Here is a 16,452-nt window from a genome sequence, read left to right as displayed (position 1 = left end):
TATAATCCCCTATGAATTCTCGAACATATTCCCAAGCTGATTATCAAATGCAGCTGACAGAAAAAATTGCTGCCTTCAAACAAAACTTCTCTGACTTTTCATTCCCTGAACCAGAGATTTTTGAATCAGACATTAAGCATTTTCGCATGCGCGCGGAATTCCGCATTTGGCATAAAGGCCCCTATTCTACTTACTGTATGTTCAGTGATGACCAACTAAAACGACCTTACGACATTGTAGACTTTCCGATTGGTTCTGAGCTTATGAACAAGCTCATGCCAGCATTGATGAATGAAATTAATGCTGACGAGACATTGCGGACAAAACTTTACCAAATCGATTTTCTCACTACATTGAGCGGACAAGCACTCATATCTCTCATTTATCACCGTAAATTGGACGAAGAATGGACTTTAGCCGCGCGCAACTTACAAACCACGCTGGGCATTTTTGTTATTGGTCGTAGCAAAGGGCAAAAGCTGGTGCTTGACCAGGACTTCGTCATTGAGCAGTTGAATGTCGCCGGCAAACAATTTCGTTACCAACAAATTGAATCTGGCTTTACCCAACCCAATGCTCGTGTGTGTGAAAAAATGCTGGCATGGGCGGTAGAGAAAAGCCAATCGTGGGGTGGAGATTTAATTGAGCTCTATTGCGGCAATGGAAACTTCACTATTCCGATGTCACAAAATTTTAATCGTGTGTTAGCCACAGAGTTAGCCAAGCCTTCCGTGAAGTCAGCACTTTTTAATCTCGAATTAAATCAAATTACGAATGTCGCGATTGGTCGGCTATCTAGCGAAGAATTTTCACAGGCGATGGATAAGGTGCGGACGTTCAACCGATTAGAGGGTATTGATCTCGATACTTACAACTTCACCAGCATATTCGTAGATCCACCTCGTTCCGGTATGGACCCACACACCACATCCATTACACAGCGCTACGACAACATTATGTATATCTCATGCAATCCGGCGACTTTACACGAAAACCTGAAAACCATTGTACAAACACATGACATCACCAATGTTGCTTTATTTGACCAATTTCCTTACACGCACCACTTAGAGGTAGGCGTTACACTTAGAAAACGTATTTAGAAATATTTCACCATGTAAATAGCCGGGGCATCGTCGGCTACATAGGTTCGCAGATTTTTATACTGTTCGTCGTCAAGCAAAGTGTATTCTGAGAATCCCGCCTTACGCCAAAAATCTACGGAGTTTTGTACCGACATAAGCGCAATAGCAATTGCATCTTCTTCACGGGAATAATCAATTGCAGCCTTAATCAACAATTTCGCCAGCCCATGCCCTTGAACCTCGTTGAACAGCGCAAGGTCGTGCAAATAAAGGCAATCCGCATTAGCAATTAATGTAAAAGGTGCATTGAGCGGGCTGATCTTCCCAACTTTTGACCAATAGCCCACGAGATAAGCGCACACCTTACCCTCTCGCTCTGCAACCCAGGATGTTGAAGGGCTTAACGAAAAACGCTGGGCAATAACATCTGCTGATTCTAAAAAGTGCCCAGCATAAGCATCGCTTTGAATCTTAACGACGGAAGATAAATCATCCAGTTGCATCAAGCGAATGGTAAAACTCATTGTTCAGCTTCCGTTGAATCATCGTCACTGGATTCAATTAACGCATTGATTTCGACTTCATCTTCCACAAGACTTCCGTCGATACGTTTTTTAGTCTTGGCGCCCAAACGACGCAAATCATCTACACGTTTTACCAAGTTGCCGCGCCCGGTTTGCAACCGACTGCGTGCCGTGTTGTATGCTTCCTGAGATTTGCTTAAGTAATTTTGAATATTGTCCATTGCATCAAGCAACAAAACGAATTGATCATGTAAAGCACCAGCCTCCTTAGCAATGCGTTCGGCATTTTTATTCTGCTTTTCATAACGCCAAATATTTTCAACCGTACGCAAGGTTGCGAGCAGTGTCGTAGGGCTTACCAAAATTATATGCTTGTCGTAGGCTTCTCGGTAAAGGTTAGGCTCGTGCTGAAGCGCGAGCATAAAAGCGGCTTCGATAGGAATGAAAATAAAGACGAAATCCAGAGACTTCACCCCTTCCAACTTTTCATAGTCTTTGATATTTAAACCTTTTATATGGCCTCGCAACGAATTTACGTGGGCATTCAAATGATATTTCCGCTCTTGATCATCGTCAGAAGTGCAAAACTTTTCATAATCGATCAGAGATACTTTTGAATCGATAATAATGTCCTTTTGTTCCGGCAGATGAATAATCACATCTGGCATACGGCGCGCGCCTTCGTCGCTCGTAAAACTCATTTGAGTATCGTATTCGCGGCCTTTCTGCAAGCCGGACTCTTCCAACAAACGCTCCAGAATCACCTCGCCCCAATTTCCTTGAGCCTTGCTATTTCCTTTTAGCGCTTGCGCAAGATTGACCGCGTCTTCACCGATCTTTTGAGCTTGCTTTTGTAGCTCTAATACCTGACCCGACAAACGATTGCGCTCAGCGTTTTCCTTTTCATAAACATCTTCAACCTTTCGGCGAAAATCGTTGAGCTGCAACTTAAAGGGATCAAGCGTAGTCTCGAGTAGACTTTTGCTAGACTGCGAAAATTGCTGCTGTTTGTGGTCAAAAATTTTGTTGGCGATATTTTCAAATTCTTTGGATAACTCAATTTTTGCGTTTTGCAGGATGGATAGCTGCTCAGCAAAATTTTTACGTTCCTGCTCAAGACGAGTAGCCAACTCTGTGGATTCTGCTGTCGCTTTCAGCAAGGCGCCTTCTTTCTGCTGCAGAGCCAATTGAAGATCAGCTAAATGTTGTAATTGTTGCTTGGCAGCAGCCAATGACTGCAAATTGGTATTTGCATGAGCTTGTAATTCTTGATGAGCAGTTTTCAATTCTGCCAACTCTTGTTTCGCACCAAGTAGCTGGGCTTTTACTTGGGCGAGCTCCTGTTGCAAATTCGCCTCACGCAAGGCGGCTTGGTGCTGTTCATGCACGTGGAGACTTTTCAGCTCATTCTCACGCAATAATAAGGCGGCTTCTGTGGCTTTACGGTTATTTCGACCGAGCAATAGGCTGGCGAAAAAGAAACCAACCAAAAGCGCAACGAGCACAACGGCGAGTAGAATAAATGCACTATTCACGAAGAATCCTTAGTTAGATGGATTTGAGAGCATAAATGAGTTGAGGCTATTAAGCCGCTACCCTAAAATTCCGGCGGACATTTTAACGCAATTCACCAACAGAGCCTCCATGTCTTTATCAGCAATTAGCACACAGCCGCGTATCCTGATTTTTGACTCAGGCGTCGGCGGCTTGAGCATAATGGGCGAAATACAGCAAAAGCTTCCATACGCACCGCTGATTTATGCCTCAGACAACGTTTTTTTTCCTTACGGAACCAAGGGCGAGGCCGAATTGACCGAACGGGTAGACAAGGTTTTTCGCAAAATAACGGCGCACTACCTGGTAGATATTATTGTTGTAGCTTGTAATACGGCGAGCACACTCACATTGCCTCACATTCGCAGCCACTTTTCTCAGCCAATCGTTGGTGTGGTCCCGGCAATTAAACCAGCCGCCGCTCGCAGCCAGTCGCAAGTCATAGGCCTATTGGCGACACCTGCTACCGTAGCTCGACCCTACACCCACAACCTGATATGCGAATATGCTTCGAATGCGGAAGTTATTTCCGTGGGTTCTAGCGAATTGGTCGCACTTGCTGAGCAAAAACTCCGTGGCAAGCAGGTTCTACCAGAGCAATTAAAACCCATTCTGAAACCCTTTTTTGATCACCCTCGCGGCAAAGACATGGACACGCTCGTTTTAGCGTGTACACATTTCCCCTTGCTGCGTGGAGAGTTAAAAGCGGAATTTCCGAATCACCTCGAACTGATCGATTCGGGCGAAGCTATTGCGCGTCGCGTGGCTTCTCTATTGGGCGATAAAGTATTTCCTGAATCTGTACCCGAACACCTAGCGGTGTTCACTCAATCGTCACCTTCGGTAGAGTCGCTTCGTCCATCACTTCATCAATTTGGAATTCATCGTCTGGATATTCTCGAGATCTAACTCAAGATATTTAAATAGACCTTAAGGTGCCACATGTCATCACCCGATTTTGAACAGTTTTTAACGACTATTCGCACAGCATTTGATGCCAAAACCTTGCAGCGATTGGTATTGTCAAAATATCAGGGCGATGAGGTGAGTCTCGAGCGTATCAGTATTCGGCCAGTGCAAATAAAGGACGAATATTTGCTGTCTTTTTTATACGAATACAAAACCAATCACATCACCAAAAATGTAAACCTTACCGAAGCAATCGCCTTTATTCAGTCAAACTTGGGGGGAGACTTTAAAAACGCGCATCTGATAACAGATGATTGGGAAATTCAGTTAAGTTTCAGTAAAAAGGGAAAGGTACTCGTCAATAAACATCGCAATAAAAGCACACCCAACACACAGAAAGCCAAGCCTGAAAAAGACCTACAGCATAACCAAGAAAGGAACAGGTTTGTCGAACAAGGCCGCCCTTATCTTAAGGAACTCGGTATTACAGATGCACAAGGCAATGTAATTCCGTCTATGTCCCGCAAATGGAAACAAATCAACAAATTTATTGAAGTCTTGTCTGCCGCGATTAAAAACACCGGCATAGCGCAACGCGATAAGGTTCATATTGCCGACTTTGGTTCCGGAAAAGCCTATTTGACATTTGCGGTACATGATTACCTTAACGATCAGCTCGGCGTAACCACACAAGTTACCGGCGTTGAACTTCGTCAAAACTTGGTCGACTTGTGCAATCAAACCGCAAGCAAGCTTTGTTTAAGCGATATTCATTTTGAGCAAGGTGACGTAAAACATTTTGCGGCACAAAATATTAACGTCATGATTGCACTTCATGCATGCGATACCGCAACCGATTACGCCATCCACATGGGTATTCGTACGGGTGCAGAAATCATCATGTGCTCGCCATGCTGCCATAAGCAAATTCGACCGCAACTAAAAAGCCCAAGCCTACTTGCGCCTGTTTTGCAACATGGCATTCATTTAGGACAAGAAGCCGAAATGATTACAGACGGATTACGCGCACTTTTATTGGAAGCTCACGGATACGACACCCAGGTTTTTGAATTCATTTCGCTGGAACACACCAGTAAAAATAAAATGATCCTTGCGCAAAAGCGCAAACAACCCAAAGACAGCGCCGAGATCTTGCAACAAATTTCGGCTATTAAAAGTTTTTATGGAATCCAAGAGCATTGTTTAGAAAAATTATTACAAGAAAGTGCTGCGTAAGGTTAATCCAAGCGAACTAAAACGTAGTAAAAATGTCTGTTATTTTGTAGTATCCATTACTCGTTTTTACAGGTCAGTAAGCCGCTAAACCCATTGGAGAACACTATGCAAAATATATCTACTATTCAGTCGGCTCAAACCCTGAGCCAAACAGATGTAAGCAAGGTGTTGCGCAACACCTATATGTTGCTGGGCCTTACTCTGGCATTCAGCGCGCTCACAGCTGGAATTTCTATGGCCGCCGGATTAAGCCATACAGTTGGACTGGTAATGAGTTTAGTTGCCTTAGGCCTAGTGTGGTTTGTTCTACCTAAAACCGCTAACTCCGCAACAGGTTTAGTGGTTGTCTTTGCCTTCACCGGTTTAATTGGTGGCAGCCTAGGCCCTATGCTGAACTTTTATTTAAAGATGGCAAATGGCGGCACCATTATCATGCAAGCTTTAGGTGGCACGGCCGCAGTGTTTATCGGCCTTTCGGCTTATGTGCTAACCACTCGTAAAAACTTTCAATTTTTAGGTGGTTTTGTTGCAGCTGGGCTAATGCTCATGATCGTAGCTTCATTGTTCGTGGTTATCGCCTCTTTGTTCGGTTACCAATTTTCAGCCGTTAGCTTGGCCATTTCAGCGGGTGTAGTGTTGTTGATGTCCGCCTTGATTCTTTATCAAACCAGCGAAATTATTCACGGCGGAGAAACTAACTACATTTTGGCAACCACGACCTTGTTTATGTCCATCATTAATTTATTTACCAGCTTGCTCCACTTACTAGGCGCAGCAAACGACGATTAATGGTTAAACTGGCTTATCAAGAGGCTCCTCACCTTTTAGGTCAGGAGCCTTTTTTCTTAACATACATTAACTTCGGGTAAAGCATGGCCGCTACCTATCTCTCCTTGGAATTCCTGGCGCCCGCTCTTGATTCGGGCGCTCTCATCCTTGTACCCAATAACCGTTTGCGGAATCACCTCCTGCGCGCCTACGCAACGCGCCAAACAGCAAAAGCCTGGCTGAAACCCAACATCCAAAGCCTAAGTCAATGGCTGGAGGGCTTGTGGGACAATCTACAAAACAATGGCGTAAGTTACTCCTGCGCCAAAGTCGCAACAAATTTGCAGCGACAAATTATTTGGGAAGCAGCCATTAAAAACTCTTCAATCGGTGACACTCTTCTCCAACCTAAACCTTTAGCCCAACAAGCAGATAGTGCTTTCAAAAACTTGGAGCTTTGGCGCCTGACTCAAAACCTATCAAATGACTATTTCATCGATCCTAAAAGCAATACCGCTCAATTCATCGAGTGGATAAAGGAATTTAAACGAGCCCTGAAAATTCAGAACTCTGTAACGCGAGAACATTCTTACGAACTTATCGCGCAAGCATTTGAGCTAGGGCACCTACCAAAGCTGGATAATATTTATCTAGAAGGGTTTGATGACATTCCGCCCTTAATGCAACATGTGCTGGAAATTGCAGCGCACAATTTAGTTCGGCTACCCGCTCAAAACACCGCTCAACCAATACTGCATAGAACGCAACTGGACACGTTTGAAGATGAAATAACCGCAGCGGCGTTGTGGAGTTTTTCTGAAATACAAGCCAACCCCGATAAAGCGTTAATTGGCATTGTTGTACCCAACCTTGGACAAAGCCGTGATCAAGTTGAACGTATATTTACCGAAGTTTTTGAAGCATACTCGATCTTGCCAAGCGTAGCTCGCTACACCCTGCCCTTTAACTTTTCAGCCGGAACACCTTTAGGTAATACACCGCTAATATCAAGCGTTTTCGATATATTGGATCTACAACAAGACAATTGGCCACTGGAAAAAATGTGCAATTTTTTGACGTCGCCTTTTTGGGGTGATGAATCGAAGGAAACGATTGTTCGCACCCACCTTACTACAGAGCTACGCAAACTTGGGCGTTTAACGCTCAGCACTAGTGACCTTCGTTTTTGCCTAAGCAAGCTGGAAACGCGCATTCCCGAATTTGCCAAACTCGAATTGGGAAAACAATTTGAAGAAATGGGAAACTTATTGCGCCGAAGATTTGACAACAAGTCAGCAAGTGACTGGTTAATCGTTTTCGACCAATTGCTCAGCCTAATGAATTGGCCGGGATCCCGTCGTTTGGATTCACAGGAATACCAGCAGCTAAACCAATGGTTTGAAGTGCGCGATCAATTTGCCAGCATGGATAATTATTCCGCTCACATCAGCTACGCTCAAGCCTGTCGCTATCTGCGTGAGATTGCTGATAAAACACCTTTTCAAGCACAAACTCCTGATTCACCTATTCAAATTCTGGGTGCACTTGAAGCCGCCGGTTTGCAATTCAGTCACCTGTGGGTAATGGGCTTGAACGACAGCCAATGGCCACCCGTTCCTGCGCCCAACCCCTTACTACCACTGCAGTTGCAACGTGAACACAATATGCCTCACGCCAGCGCAACGCGCGAACTTGAAATTGCCCAAGGCCTTACTCAGCGCTATAAACAATCCGCGGCAAATATTATTTTTAGTAGTGCACATCGCGATGGCGACAATGAGCTGCGTCCCAGCGCTTTAATACGCGATATTCCATTAATCCCTGTTTCACAAATACTCGAGCAAAAAAAATCTAGCCTTCAAACCTATTACGAACAATTGCAACAGGCATCACAACTAGATCTTATCCACGATTCAAACGGACCAGAATTACAACCTGAAGAACCTGTTCGTGGTGGGAGTCAATTATTTAAGTTGCAAGCTTCCTGCCCCTTTGAAGCCTTTGTACGTTTACGTTTAGGTGCCAATAATCCTGATGAACCCGTCTTAGGTTTTAGCCCCGCAGAGCGAGGCAATTTACTGCATGAGTCACTCGCCATTATTTGGCAAGAACTGGAAACGTCCGATGGCTTGGCGAACTTAGATGACCAAGCTTTGCAAGCCATGATCAGCAATATCGTTAAAGAAATTGTGAGCAAAACTCAAGCGCGCAACCCTCGCAAGTTGGGCAAAGTTTATTGCGATATTGAACACAACCGCCTTACGCAATTATTGACTGAGTGGTTGATCAGCGAACGGGATCGCCCAAGCTTTAAAGTTATTGCGATTGAACAGGAGAGTGATATTGAATTTGCCGGTTTGCGGTTAAAACTGCGCGTTGACCGAATCGATGAATTTTTTAACGGTGACCGCCTGATCATTGATTACAAAACGGGTAACGCACACTCAAAGAGCTGGCAAGGTGATCGCATCACCGAACCACAACTTCCGCTCTACGCTGTGACACAAGGAAATATTTCTGCGATTAGCTTTGCCCAAATTAATCGCAAGCAACAAAAATGGGATGGCCTTGGCGAACTGCACGATGCAAACCTGAATCAACCGGGAGTAAAACCGAGCGACGACTGGCGGCATCAACTTCAGGAATGGCATAATCAATTGCAAAAGCTCGCCGACGATTTTATATCTGGCGATGCACGTGTCGACTTTAAAGATAAAACCGTCGAGTCTTATGCTACAGATTTAATTCCACTCACTCGGTTACCCGATGCTGATGCACTACAGCTGATTGCAGCAAAAGGTGACCAAGTATGAATCAACCTATCGATTTTCTCGCGCGCCAAGCTGCTCTAGATCCAAATCGTTCTTTCGCCGTGAGCGCTCCAGCAGGGTCTGGAAAAACCGGTTTGCTTACACAACGACTTTTAAAATTACTAAGCCTTTGTGACACCCCGGAAGAAGTGCTTGCCATTACCTTCACACGCAAAGCAGCTGGCGAAATGCAGGACCGCGTTTTGCAAGCATTATGGAGAGCAAAAGAAGAACCACAACCCGCCAGCGCCCATGATTTACTTACCTGGCAACTCGCAACCAATTTATTAGCGCACGACGCCGAAAAACAATGGAATCTTTTGCAGTGCCCGCAACGTTTACGCATTCAAACAATCGATAGTTTATGCAGCGCTATAGCGCGTCAACTTCCTATTGCCAGCGGTTTTGGAAGTCAACCAAAACCGGGAGATGATACTGATGCGGCTTATCGACAAGCCGTCCATCAACTATTAAATGAGTTGGAATCAGAAAGTGATGTGCGAAATGACCTACAACGCTTGCTCGAACATTTAGACAACAATTTGCCTGCGCTGGAAGCATTATTGGTCGCACTCTTAGCGAAACGCGATCAATGGTTAGGTTTAGTTTTTCAAGCCCAACATAAAAATGCACGCCCTTATCTGGAAAATGTTTTACAGGAAATCGTTCTGGACAGCTTAACGGCTGCTCGTAATGTTTTGTTGTTACACGGAAGCGAGCTGGCGTCTATCGCCGATTGGGCAGCCGGAAATTTGCTTGCCGCTTCAACATCAAGTCTTATCGCAAAACTACATGGTATTGCAGGTTTGCCGAATGTTGCTTTAACCGATTTGGAACAATGGATTGCCATTGCCGAACTTTTACTGACCGGTGATGGCACATTTAGAAAGGCATTGAATAAAAATCAAGGCTTCCCCACTGCGAAAGAAAATAAAGAAAGTGCCACTTACAAAAACCGTTTTGCCGAAATGGTAAACGCTATAGAGGATTTAGATCCGAAAGCAGCTGATATTATTCATGAGCTACGCAGCTTACCTCCCCTTCACTACGAGGAAAGCCAATGGGAATTATTGGATAGCCTCACACGCTTGTTGCCGCGCTTGGCAGCAATACTGGATCTCGTTTTCGCGCAAAGTGGTGAAACTGATTTTACTGCCGTAAGCCAAGCAGCATTAACAGCTTTGGGGTTTGATGACTCACCGAGTGATATAGCGCTTCAGCTCGATTATCGCATACGCCATATTTTGGTGGATGAGTTTCAAGACACCGCCAGTACGCAACTCGAATTGTTGCAAAAACTAACCGCAGGTTGGCAAGCTGGCGATGGACGCAGTTTGTTTATCGTCGGCGACGGCATGCAAAGTTGTTACAGCTTTCGCAATGCAAATGTGGGGATTTTTCTTGAAGCGCGCGCACAAGGCATCGGGCATTTGCCCTTGGAAAAATTAGACCTGACCGTAAACTTCCGGTCGCAAAGTGGCATTGTTAATTGGGTTAATCTGCAGTTTATGTCTGCGTTTCCAGCACAGGATGACATTAGCCGTGGCGCCGTGAAGTATTCACCGTCTAATGCATTTAAACCCGAACTTGAAGGCAATGCTGTTGAGCTTTATATAAGTCCTTATACAAAAACTAGCGACTCTACATCATACGATAACAAAGACGAGGACGACGAAACCGCTGGTGAAGAACGCTACTTTGCAGAATTGCGCGAAGCGGAATCAGTGGCAACTTTAATCAAGGATATTCGCCGTAAACTCCCCAGCGACACAGTTGCTTTACTCGCCCGCGGAAGAAATCATCTCCAACATATTTTTCCGGCTATGAGTCATCTTGGACTAAGCTGGCAAGCAACTGACATTGATAGCCTTGCGCAGCGCATGGCTATTATTGATCTCACCAGTCTTACTCGTGCACTTTTAAATTCCGCTGACCGCATTGCCTGGTTATCTGTTTTACGCGCGCCTTGGTGTGGTTTGGATTTAAAAGACTTACATGCACTGGCAAATACACAGCTTGGTGAAACAAATCCTATTGGCAAACCAACCGATTTCCCCTTCATTTGGCAACAAGTGCTGTGCTATGAAAGGATTGATGCGCTAAGTGCCGTTGGACGTCAAAGCCTAAAGCGATTTATAGATGTCGTTAAACCTGCTCTCGCAACGCGCCAACGCAAGCCTCTGCGCCAATGGCTCGAGGGAACTTGGCTGGCTTTGGGTGGCCCAGCTACCTTATTAGACCCGCAAGATCTCAACGACACACCGACTTTCTTCGCTTTAGTTGAGCAACACCAACAAAGTGGCAACATCAAAGACTGGAATAAATTTCATCGGGCGATAGAAAAACTTTATGCAGCACCGCGTCAAGATGCGGATGCAAAACTGCAAGTTATGACCATGCATAAATCCAAAGGTCTTGAATTTGATCATGTGATTATCCCCAGATTACACAAGCTATCACCGAGCGATGGTCAGCAACTGCTGCTATGGCGTGAGCGATTGAATCACCATGGCGAGCGCCAGCTATTGCTTGGCCCGCTCGCGCCTGTAGGGGGCGATAAAGACAAGCTTTATAAATACATTCAAAAAGAATCTTCCCTACAATTGGATTACGAAGCGACTCGACTTTTTTATGTGGGCTGCACACGTGCCATAAAGAAATTGTATTTGTTTGCTACTCTGGCTAAAACTGAAGAGGATGTTTGGAAAAATCCTCCCAAGAAATCTTTATTGAACACGATTTGGCCCAAGGTTAAGGACGATGTGAAATTAGCATCTCCCGAATCTTTTTCTCAAAGCAACTCAACGCTTTCAACAGCAACGAGGGTAAAGCAAACATTTGCAAGACCTGGCTTACAACAATTGCTGAGATTAAAGCCCGATTGGATTGCGCCCACGCTGGATGACAATCAGCTCCTAAAGAAATATCGCGGCAAAGAATTTGGCGATGATGAAAATATTCCAGAGCTTGAAACGCGAAGCGCGAAACTAGCGCGCCACACCGGTACACTTATTCATCGTGCTTTGCAAAATCTGATCGGCATGCGACAGGATTTTATGTATGAAAGCTGGATCGCAACTCAGGAGCCATTCTGGAATATTCAGCTAGCGCAATTAGGCTGGAAAGCTGAGGAAATTTCTCTAGCCAAACAAAAAATCATTCGTGCTATTAAAAACACCTTGGAAGATAGCCATGGGCGCTGGCTTTTAGATGCGAGCCATGCGGAGAGCGCGAGTGAATTAGCGATTACCTACGCACAAGGAAACCAACCGGATGTAAAACTCAGGGAAAACATCGTTGACCGAACCTTTGTTGAAGAAGGAATTCGTTGGATCATTGACTACAAAAGCAGTGAGCCCAGTGCAGGCCAAACTATTTCTGATTTCATCGTTCAGGAAACCAATGCCTACCGCAATCAGCTAATACGTTATAAAAACTGCTTTGCTGCTTTGGGTGATCAAACCATAAAGCTCGGCCTTTATTTCCCGCTGCTTGAGCATACCCAAAGATTTATTGAAGTGGAGGTTTAATTGATGAAGCTCGTTTACACCAACGAAAACACCTTACTGATTGGTAATGTTCAAAATATTTTGAATAACGCTGGAATTCTTACTTGCCTAAAAAATGAATACGCCGGTGGCGCTTCCGGAGACCTTTCATTCTTAAATACTTGGCAGGAATTATGGATTGTGAATGATGAAGACTATGAGCGAGCGACCGATCTCATCAACCAAAGCTCACATAAAGATACAAACGACTGGCTGTGCACAAAATGCGGTGAGAACAACTCATCCGCATTTGATTTCTGCTGGAACTGCGAAAGCGAAAACACTTACACAGCCTAAATTAAAAATCTCGCTTTCCCGAATAATTGGAAAGCGAGCATTCATTTAAAATTTATACACAATGGTCGCAGAGGTAGTCGTATCTGTTTTTTCTTTACCCGGTGAAACCTTTGAATCACTTGCCACTGCAAAACCAATCTTCATTTGCATGGCGTTAGTGATTGAAGCCGCTACAGAAGTCTCGCTTAAGGTACGTGTGTTATCAGATCCACTTTCGATACTTAAGATCTGTTTAAAAACCGCCGTCTGACTAAACTTCCATTCAATCTCGCTAGCCAAACGCAACAGGGCACCCTGCTCTTTTTCGGCCACGTAAGGATCTGCTGCTGTACCAAGACCTGTTATTTTTTCACCGCGAAAATAGCCTGGGCCCGCTTCCGCGAACCAATTAAATGTTTCCGTCGAATAAAGCCAATCACCATAACCTAATGCGACTGTTTCGTAAGTTTTATAAGCGCCAAATTTGTCGTGAGTGTAAGACGCGAAACCAAATAAGTAAGACTTCTTTTCAGCGTCCTTCGTCGTTCCGCCTTCGAGCAAATAAGCAGACTTTGCAGACACCAAATATTTGTCAGCCGTTTTCTCTTTGGATTTGGTGTTGTCGTCTTGTAGAACCTGATCTTCTTTGTAAAGCGAACTCAGAATATATTCGTTCATAAACTTAGTCAGGCTTTGTTTTGCATCCAGTTTGCTATGCAGGCTTGTGGTTTCTGTGTTACCGAAGTCGCTATAGCACCAACCTCTACCTCAACTTGCCAAGGACGCACTTCATCCGCGACTGATGCAACGGACCATGAAACAGCTAAAGCAACTATAGATTTTTTCAACATACTAATATCCTTAATTCCATCAACATACCATCTAAAGACTAAGTCAGATCGAACTATCCTACGGTTCGCTAACATACCTTAATAACTTGAAATAAAAAAAGCGGATGGCTTTCGCACATCCGCTTTTTAGCAACACTACAAATCATTATTTCTCAACAAATGCACGCTCAATTACGTAATCGCCTTGTTCACCAATACGCGGTGAAATTTTAAACCCACGTGCATCAAGAAGCTCACAAGTGCTCGCTAACATCTCAGGGCTACCACACAACATAGCGCGATCTGTTTCGGGATTGAATGGTGGCAAACCTATATCTTCAAACAACTTACCGCTCTCAACCAAATCAGTCAGGCGACCTTGGTTACGGAAAGGCTCACGAGTTACTGATGGATAGTAAATTAATTTTTCACGCACCAAATCGCCAAAGAATTCGTTGTTGGGCAATTCATTGGTGATGTAATCCATATAAGCCAATTCGCTAACAGTGCGCACACCGTGGAATAGCACGACTTTTTCAAACTTTTCGTATACAGATGGATCACGAATCAAACTCAAGAATGGAGCTAAACCTGTACCCGTGCTCAAGTAATACAAATGCTTACCTGGTTTCAAGTCGTCAACCAACAAAGAACCAGTCGGCTTCTTACCCACGAGAATCTCATCACCTACTTTCAAATTTTGCAAGTGAGAGGTTAAGGGGCCGTTTGGAACCTTAATACTAAAAAACTCCAACTCTTCTTCATAGTTGGCGCTGGCGATACTGTAAGCACGCAACAAAGGGCGACCGTTAATTTCCAAACCGATCATAACGAATTGACCATTTTCAAAACGCAGCGCGTCGGAACGTGTCGTTGTAAAGCTAAACAGGGATTCATTCCAGTGACGAACGCTTAATACTTTTTCGGGAGCTACAGCAGCCATGTGTGTTTTACCTTGAGGAAGTTCTTTAAATAAAAATTACAGACAATATTCTTAGTAACCGCAATTAATTTTTAATTGCGGCCGTAATCTTTGGAATTACATCAAACAAATCCGCCACTAAACCGTAATCAGCCCATTGGAAAATTTGCGCATCAGGGTCTTGGTTAATCGCAATAATCGTGCGGCTTTCTTTCATGCCCGCAATATGTTGCGCTGCGCCAGACACACCTATTGCAATGTAAACATCAGGTGCCACCACAGTACCGGTTTGGCCTACTTGCCATTCATTAGGCGCAAAGCCCGCATCAACTGCAGCGCGTGTAGCACCAATAGCGGCATTTAATTTACCGGCAAGTGGAGACATAAGCTCTTCAAACTTCTCTGCACTACCAAGCGAGCGACCGCCGGTAACAATAACGCGCGCTGTACCTAACTCTGGGCGCTCACTGACTTGAATATTTTCGCTGATATAACGCGATAAACCTGCGTCAGCACCCGTTGCGATTGTTTCTATAGGTGCAGATTGATCGCCATCTTTCGCCGCCGTAAATGCAGTTGGGCGAACGGTTAATAGTTTAACGGCCTCGGCAGTTTGCACAGTCGCATTTAAATTACCTGCGTAGAGCGGGCGCAAATAAGTTGATGGATCGATGATTTTAGTCACTTCTGAAACCATATCCACATCAAGCAAAGCTGCTACACGTGGCAACAGGTTTTTACCAAAGCTGGACGCTGGTGCAACAACGTGGGAATAGTTTGCTGCAATGCCCACAACAACCGGTGCAAAATTTTCCGCAAGTGGTTTAGCGTAAGCTGCATTATCAGCAACCAATACACGCGCAACACCTTGCACACGCGCAGCTTGCTGAGCAATAGAATCCAGATTGTGCCCAATCACCAGCACATCAACATTCCCGCCTAATTGAGAGGCCGCGGTGATGGCAGAGCGAGTAGCAGCTTTTAATGACTGATCAAATTCCGCAATTAATAAAACAGACATTTAGTTCACCTTCACTTGCGCTTGCAAGACATCGATCAATTCTTCAAGACTGTTAAGTATTTTTCCGGGCGCACGCGCAGGTGGTTCGGCAACATTCACGGTGCCTACTTTGCTCGCGGTGTTGAGATTCAGATCGGCAATGGCGATAGTTTCGAGTGGCTTTTTCTTCGCCATCATCATGTTAGGCAACTTGATATAACGCGGATCGTTCAAACGCAAATCTGCAGTAATCACCGCAGGCAGATTCAATTCAATCGTTTCCTGACCACCGTCAATCTCACGAGTCACTTCAACTTGTCCATCGGCGACTTTAACCTTGGATGCAAAAGTCGCTTGGCCAACATTCAACAAAGCGGCAAGCATTTGGCCCACTTCGGCCGCGTCATCATCAATAGCTTGTTTGCCAATTAACACCAACTCGGGCGATTCACGTTTGGCGATCTCGCGCAGCACTTTTGCGGTAGCAAGCGAATTCAAATGATCCGCTGTTTCAACCAGAATGGCGCGATCAGCACCAAGCGCCAAGGCGTGGCGCAACACATCTTGCGCATTAGCAGCGCCAGCGGTAACCACGACAATCTCGGTCGCTACGCCAGCCTCTTTGAGGCGAACCGCTTCTTCAACAGCGTGCTCGTCGAAAGGGTTAATACTCATTTTGGCGCTGGCGATATCCGCCCCGCTGCCATCCGCTTTCGCACGCACACGCACGTTGTGATCCACCACGCGCTTGATTCCAACCAACACTTTCATGCAACTAGCTCCATTAAACTTTGGAAACTTTGGGTCATTTTGTAAATGCTTGAATTATAAGCACTTGAAGGATATATGTAAAATTGATTACTCTTATATTGTTAATCAGAAAAACTGATATAAAGCCTTCAATTCTATGGCGCGCATTATAGAGGGTTGAAGCTTCCGAGGGTGATGTCTTTAGCCGCTGAAAGTCCAATTTAATCAAGTTTTTGAACG

General features: G+C 44.8%; 14 protein-coding genes. 7 read left to right on the top strand and 7 right to left on the bottom strand.

The features are described 5' to 3' along the window. Positions 1-11 precede the first annotated feature (11 nt). Positions 12-1,103 carry a tRNA (uridine(54)-C5)-methyltransferase TrmA gene (trmA, locus tag U1F02_RS00225; RefSeq protein ID WP_409988339.1) on the top strand — a complete coding sequence of 364 codons (1,092 nt, stop codon included), beginning with the start codon at positions 12-14 and terminating at the stop codon, positions 1,101-1,103. On the opposite strand, the gene U1F02_RS00220 is transcribed toward trmA, so the two are convergent. Then, complete coding sequence (locus U1F02_RS00220; RefSeq protein WP_409988338.1) at positions 1,100-1,609, bottom strand: GNAT family N-acetyltransferase; 510 nt, start codon at positions 1,607-1,609, stop codon at positions 1,100-1,102. The genes trmA and U1F02_RS00220 overlap by 4 nt on opposite strands. After that, a complete protein-coding gene (rmuC, locus tag U1F02_RS00215) occupies positions 1,606-3,144 on the bottom strand; it encodes a DNA recombination protein RmuC (protein WP_409988337.1) in 1,539 nt (512 codons plus the stop codon). The genes U1F02_RS00220 and rmuC overlap by 4 nt, the downstream gene beginning before the upstream one ends. Before the next feature lie 109 nt (positions 3,145-3,253). Here rmuC and murI point away from each other — a divergent pair, with 109 nt between their 5' ends. From murI to U1F02_RS00185, 6 genes are all read left to right on the top strand, one after another. Next, complete coding sequence (gene murI / locus U1F02_RS00210) at positions 3,254-4,072, top strand: glutamate racemase (RefSeq protein WP_409988336.1); 819 nt, start codon at positions 3,254-3,256, stop codon at positions 4,070-4,072. 33 nt (positions 4,073-4,105) lie between these two features. Then, on the top strand, positions 4,106-5,308 hold the full coding sequence (locus U1F02_RS00205) for a class I SAM-dependent methyltransferase (protein ID WP_409988335.1): 1,203 nt from the start codon (positions 4,106-4,108) through the stop codon (positions 5,306-5,308). A gap of 105 nt (positions 5,309-5,413) precedes the next feature. Then, a complete protein-coding gene (locus U1F02_RS00200) occupies positions 5,414-6,097 on the top strand; it encodes a Bax inhibitor-1/YccA family protein (RefSeq protein ID WP_409988334.1) in 684 nt (227 codons plus the stop codon). A gap of 83 nt (positions 6,098-6,180) precedes the next feature. Beyond that, complete coding sequence (locus U1F02_RS00195) at positions 6,181-8,889, top strand: PD-(D/E)XK nuclease family protein (RefSeq protein ID WP_409988333.1); 2,709 nt, start codon at positions 6,181-6,183, stop codon at positions 8,887-8,889. After that, positions 8,886-12,416: a UvrD-helicase domain-containing protein gene (locus U1F02_RS00190; RefSeq protein WP_409988332.1), complete on the top strand. Its 3,531-nt coding sequence runs from the start codon at positions 8,886-8,888 to the stop codon at positions 12,414-12,416. The genes U1F02_RS00195 and U1F02_RS00190 overlap by 4 nt, the downstream gene beginning before the upstream one ends. Before the next feature lie 3 nt (positions 12,417-12,419). Continuing rightward, positions 12,420-12,731 carry a DUF2007 domain-containing protein gene (locus U1F02_RS00185; protein ID WP_409989049.1) on the top strand — a complete coding sequence of 104 codons (312 nt, stop codon included), beginning with the start codon at positions 12,420-12,422 and terminating at the stop codon, positions 12,729-12,731. Between the two features lie 45 nt (positions 12,732-12,776). Here U1F02_RS00185 and U1F02_RS00180 read toward each other — a convergent pair whose 3' ends face one another. The 5 genes from U1F02_RS00180 to U1F02_RS00160 form a co-directional block, all read right to left on the bottom strand. After that, complete coding sequence (locus U1F02_RS00180) at positions 12,777-13,400, bottom strand: YdiY family protein (protein ID WP_409989048.1); 624 nt, start codon at positions 13,398-13,400, stop codon at positions 12,777-12,779. Further along, on the bottom strand, positions 13,397-13,561 hold the full coding sequence (locus U1F02_RS00175) for a hypothetical protein (RefSeq protein WP_409988331.1): 165 nt from the start codon (positions 13,559-13,561) through the stop codon (positions 13,397-13,399). The genes U1F02_RS00180 and U1F02_RS00175 overlap by 4 nt, the downstream gene beginning before the upstream one ends. 145 nt (positions 13,562-13,706) lie before the next feature. Further along, complete coding sequence (locus tag U1F02_RS00170; RefSeq protein WP_409988330.1) at positions 13,707-14,483, bottom strand: ferredoxin--NADP reductase; 777 nt, start codon at positions 14,481-14,483, stop codon at positions 13,707-13,709. A gap of 64 nt (positions 14,484-14,547) precedes the next feature. Next, complete coding sequence (locus tag U1F02_RS00165; RefSeq protein WP_409988329.1) at positions 14,548-15,483, bottom strand: electron transfer flavoprotein subunit alpha/FixB family protein; 936 nt, start codon at positions 15,481-15,483, stop codon at positions 14,548-14,550. Further along, positions 15,484-16,233, bottom strand: a complete 750-nt coding sequence (locus U1F02_RS00160) for an electron transfer flavoprotein subunit beta/FixA family protein (protein ID WP_409988328.1) — start codon at positions 16,231-16,233, stop codon at positions 15,484-15,486. Positions 16,234-16,452 lie beyond the last annotated feature (219 nt).

The sequence above is a fragment of the Cellvibrio sp. genome (assembly GCF_046347455.1).
Classification (GTDB): Bacteria; Pseudomonadota; Gammaproteobacteria; order Pseudomonadales; family Cellvibrionaceae; genus Cellvibrio.
Note: the sequence above shows the minus strand (reverse complement) of the source record. Positions and strands in the feature narration are given on the sequence as shown.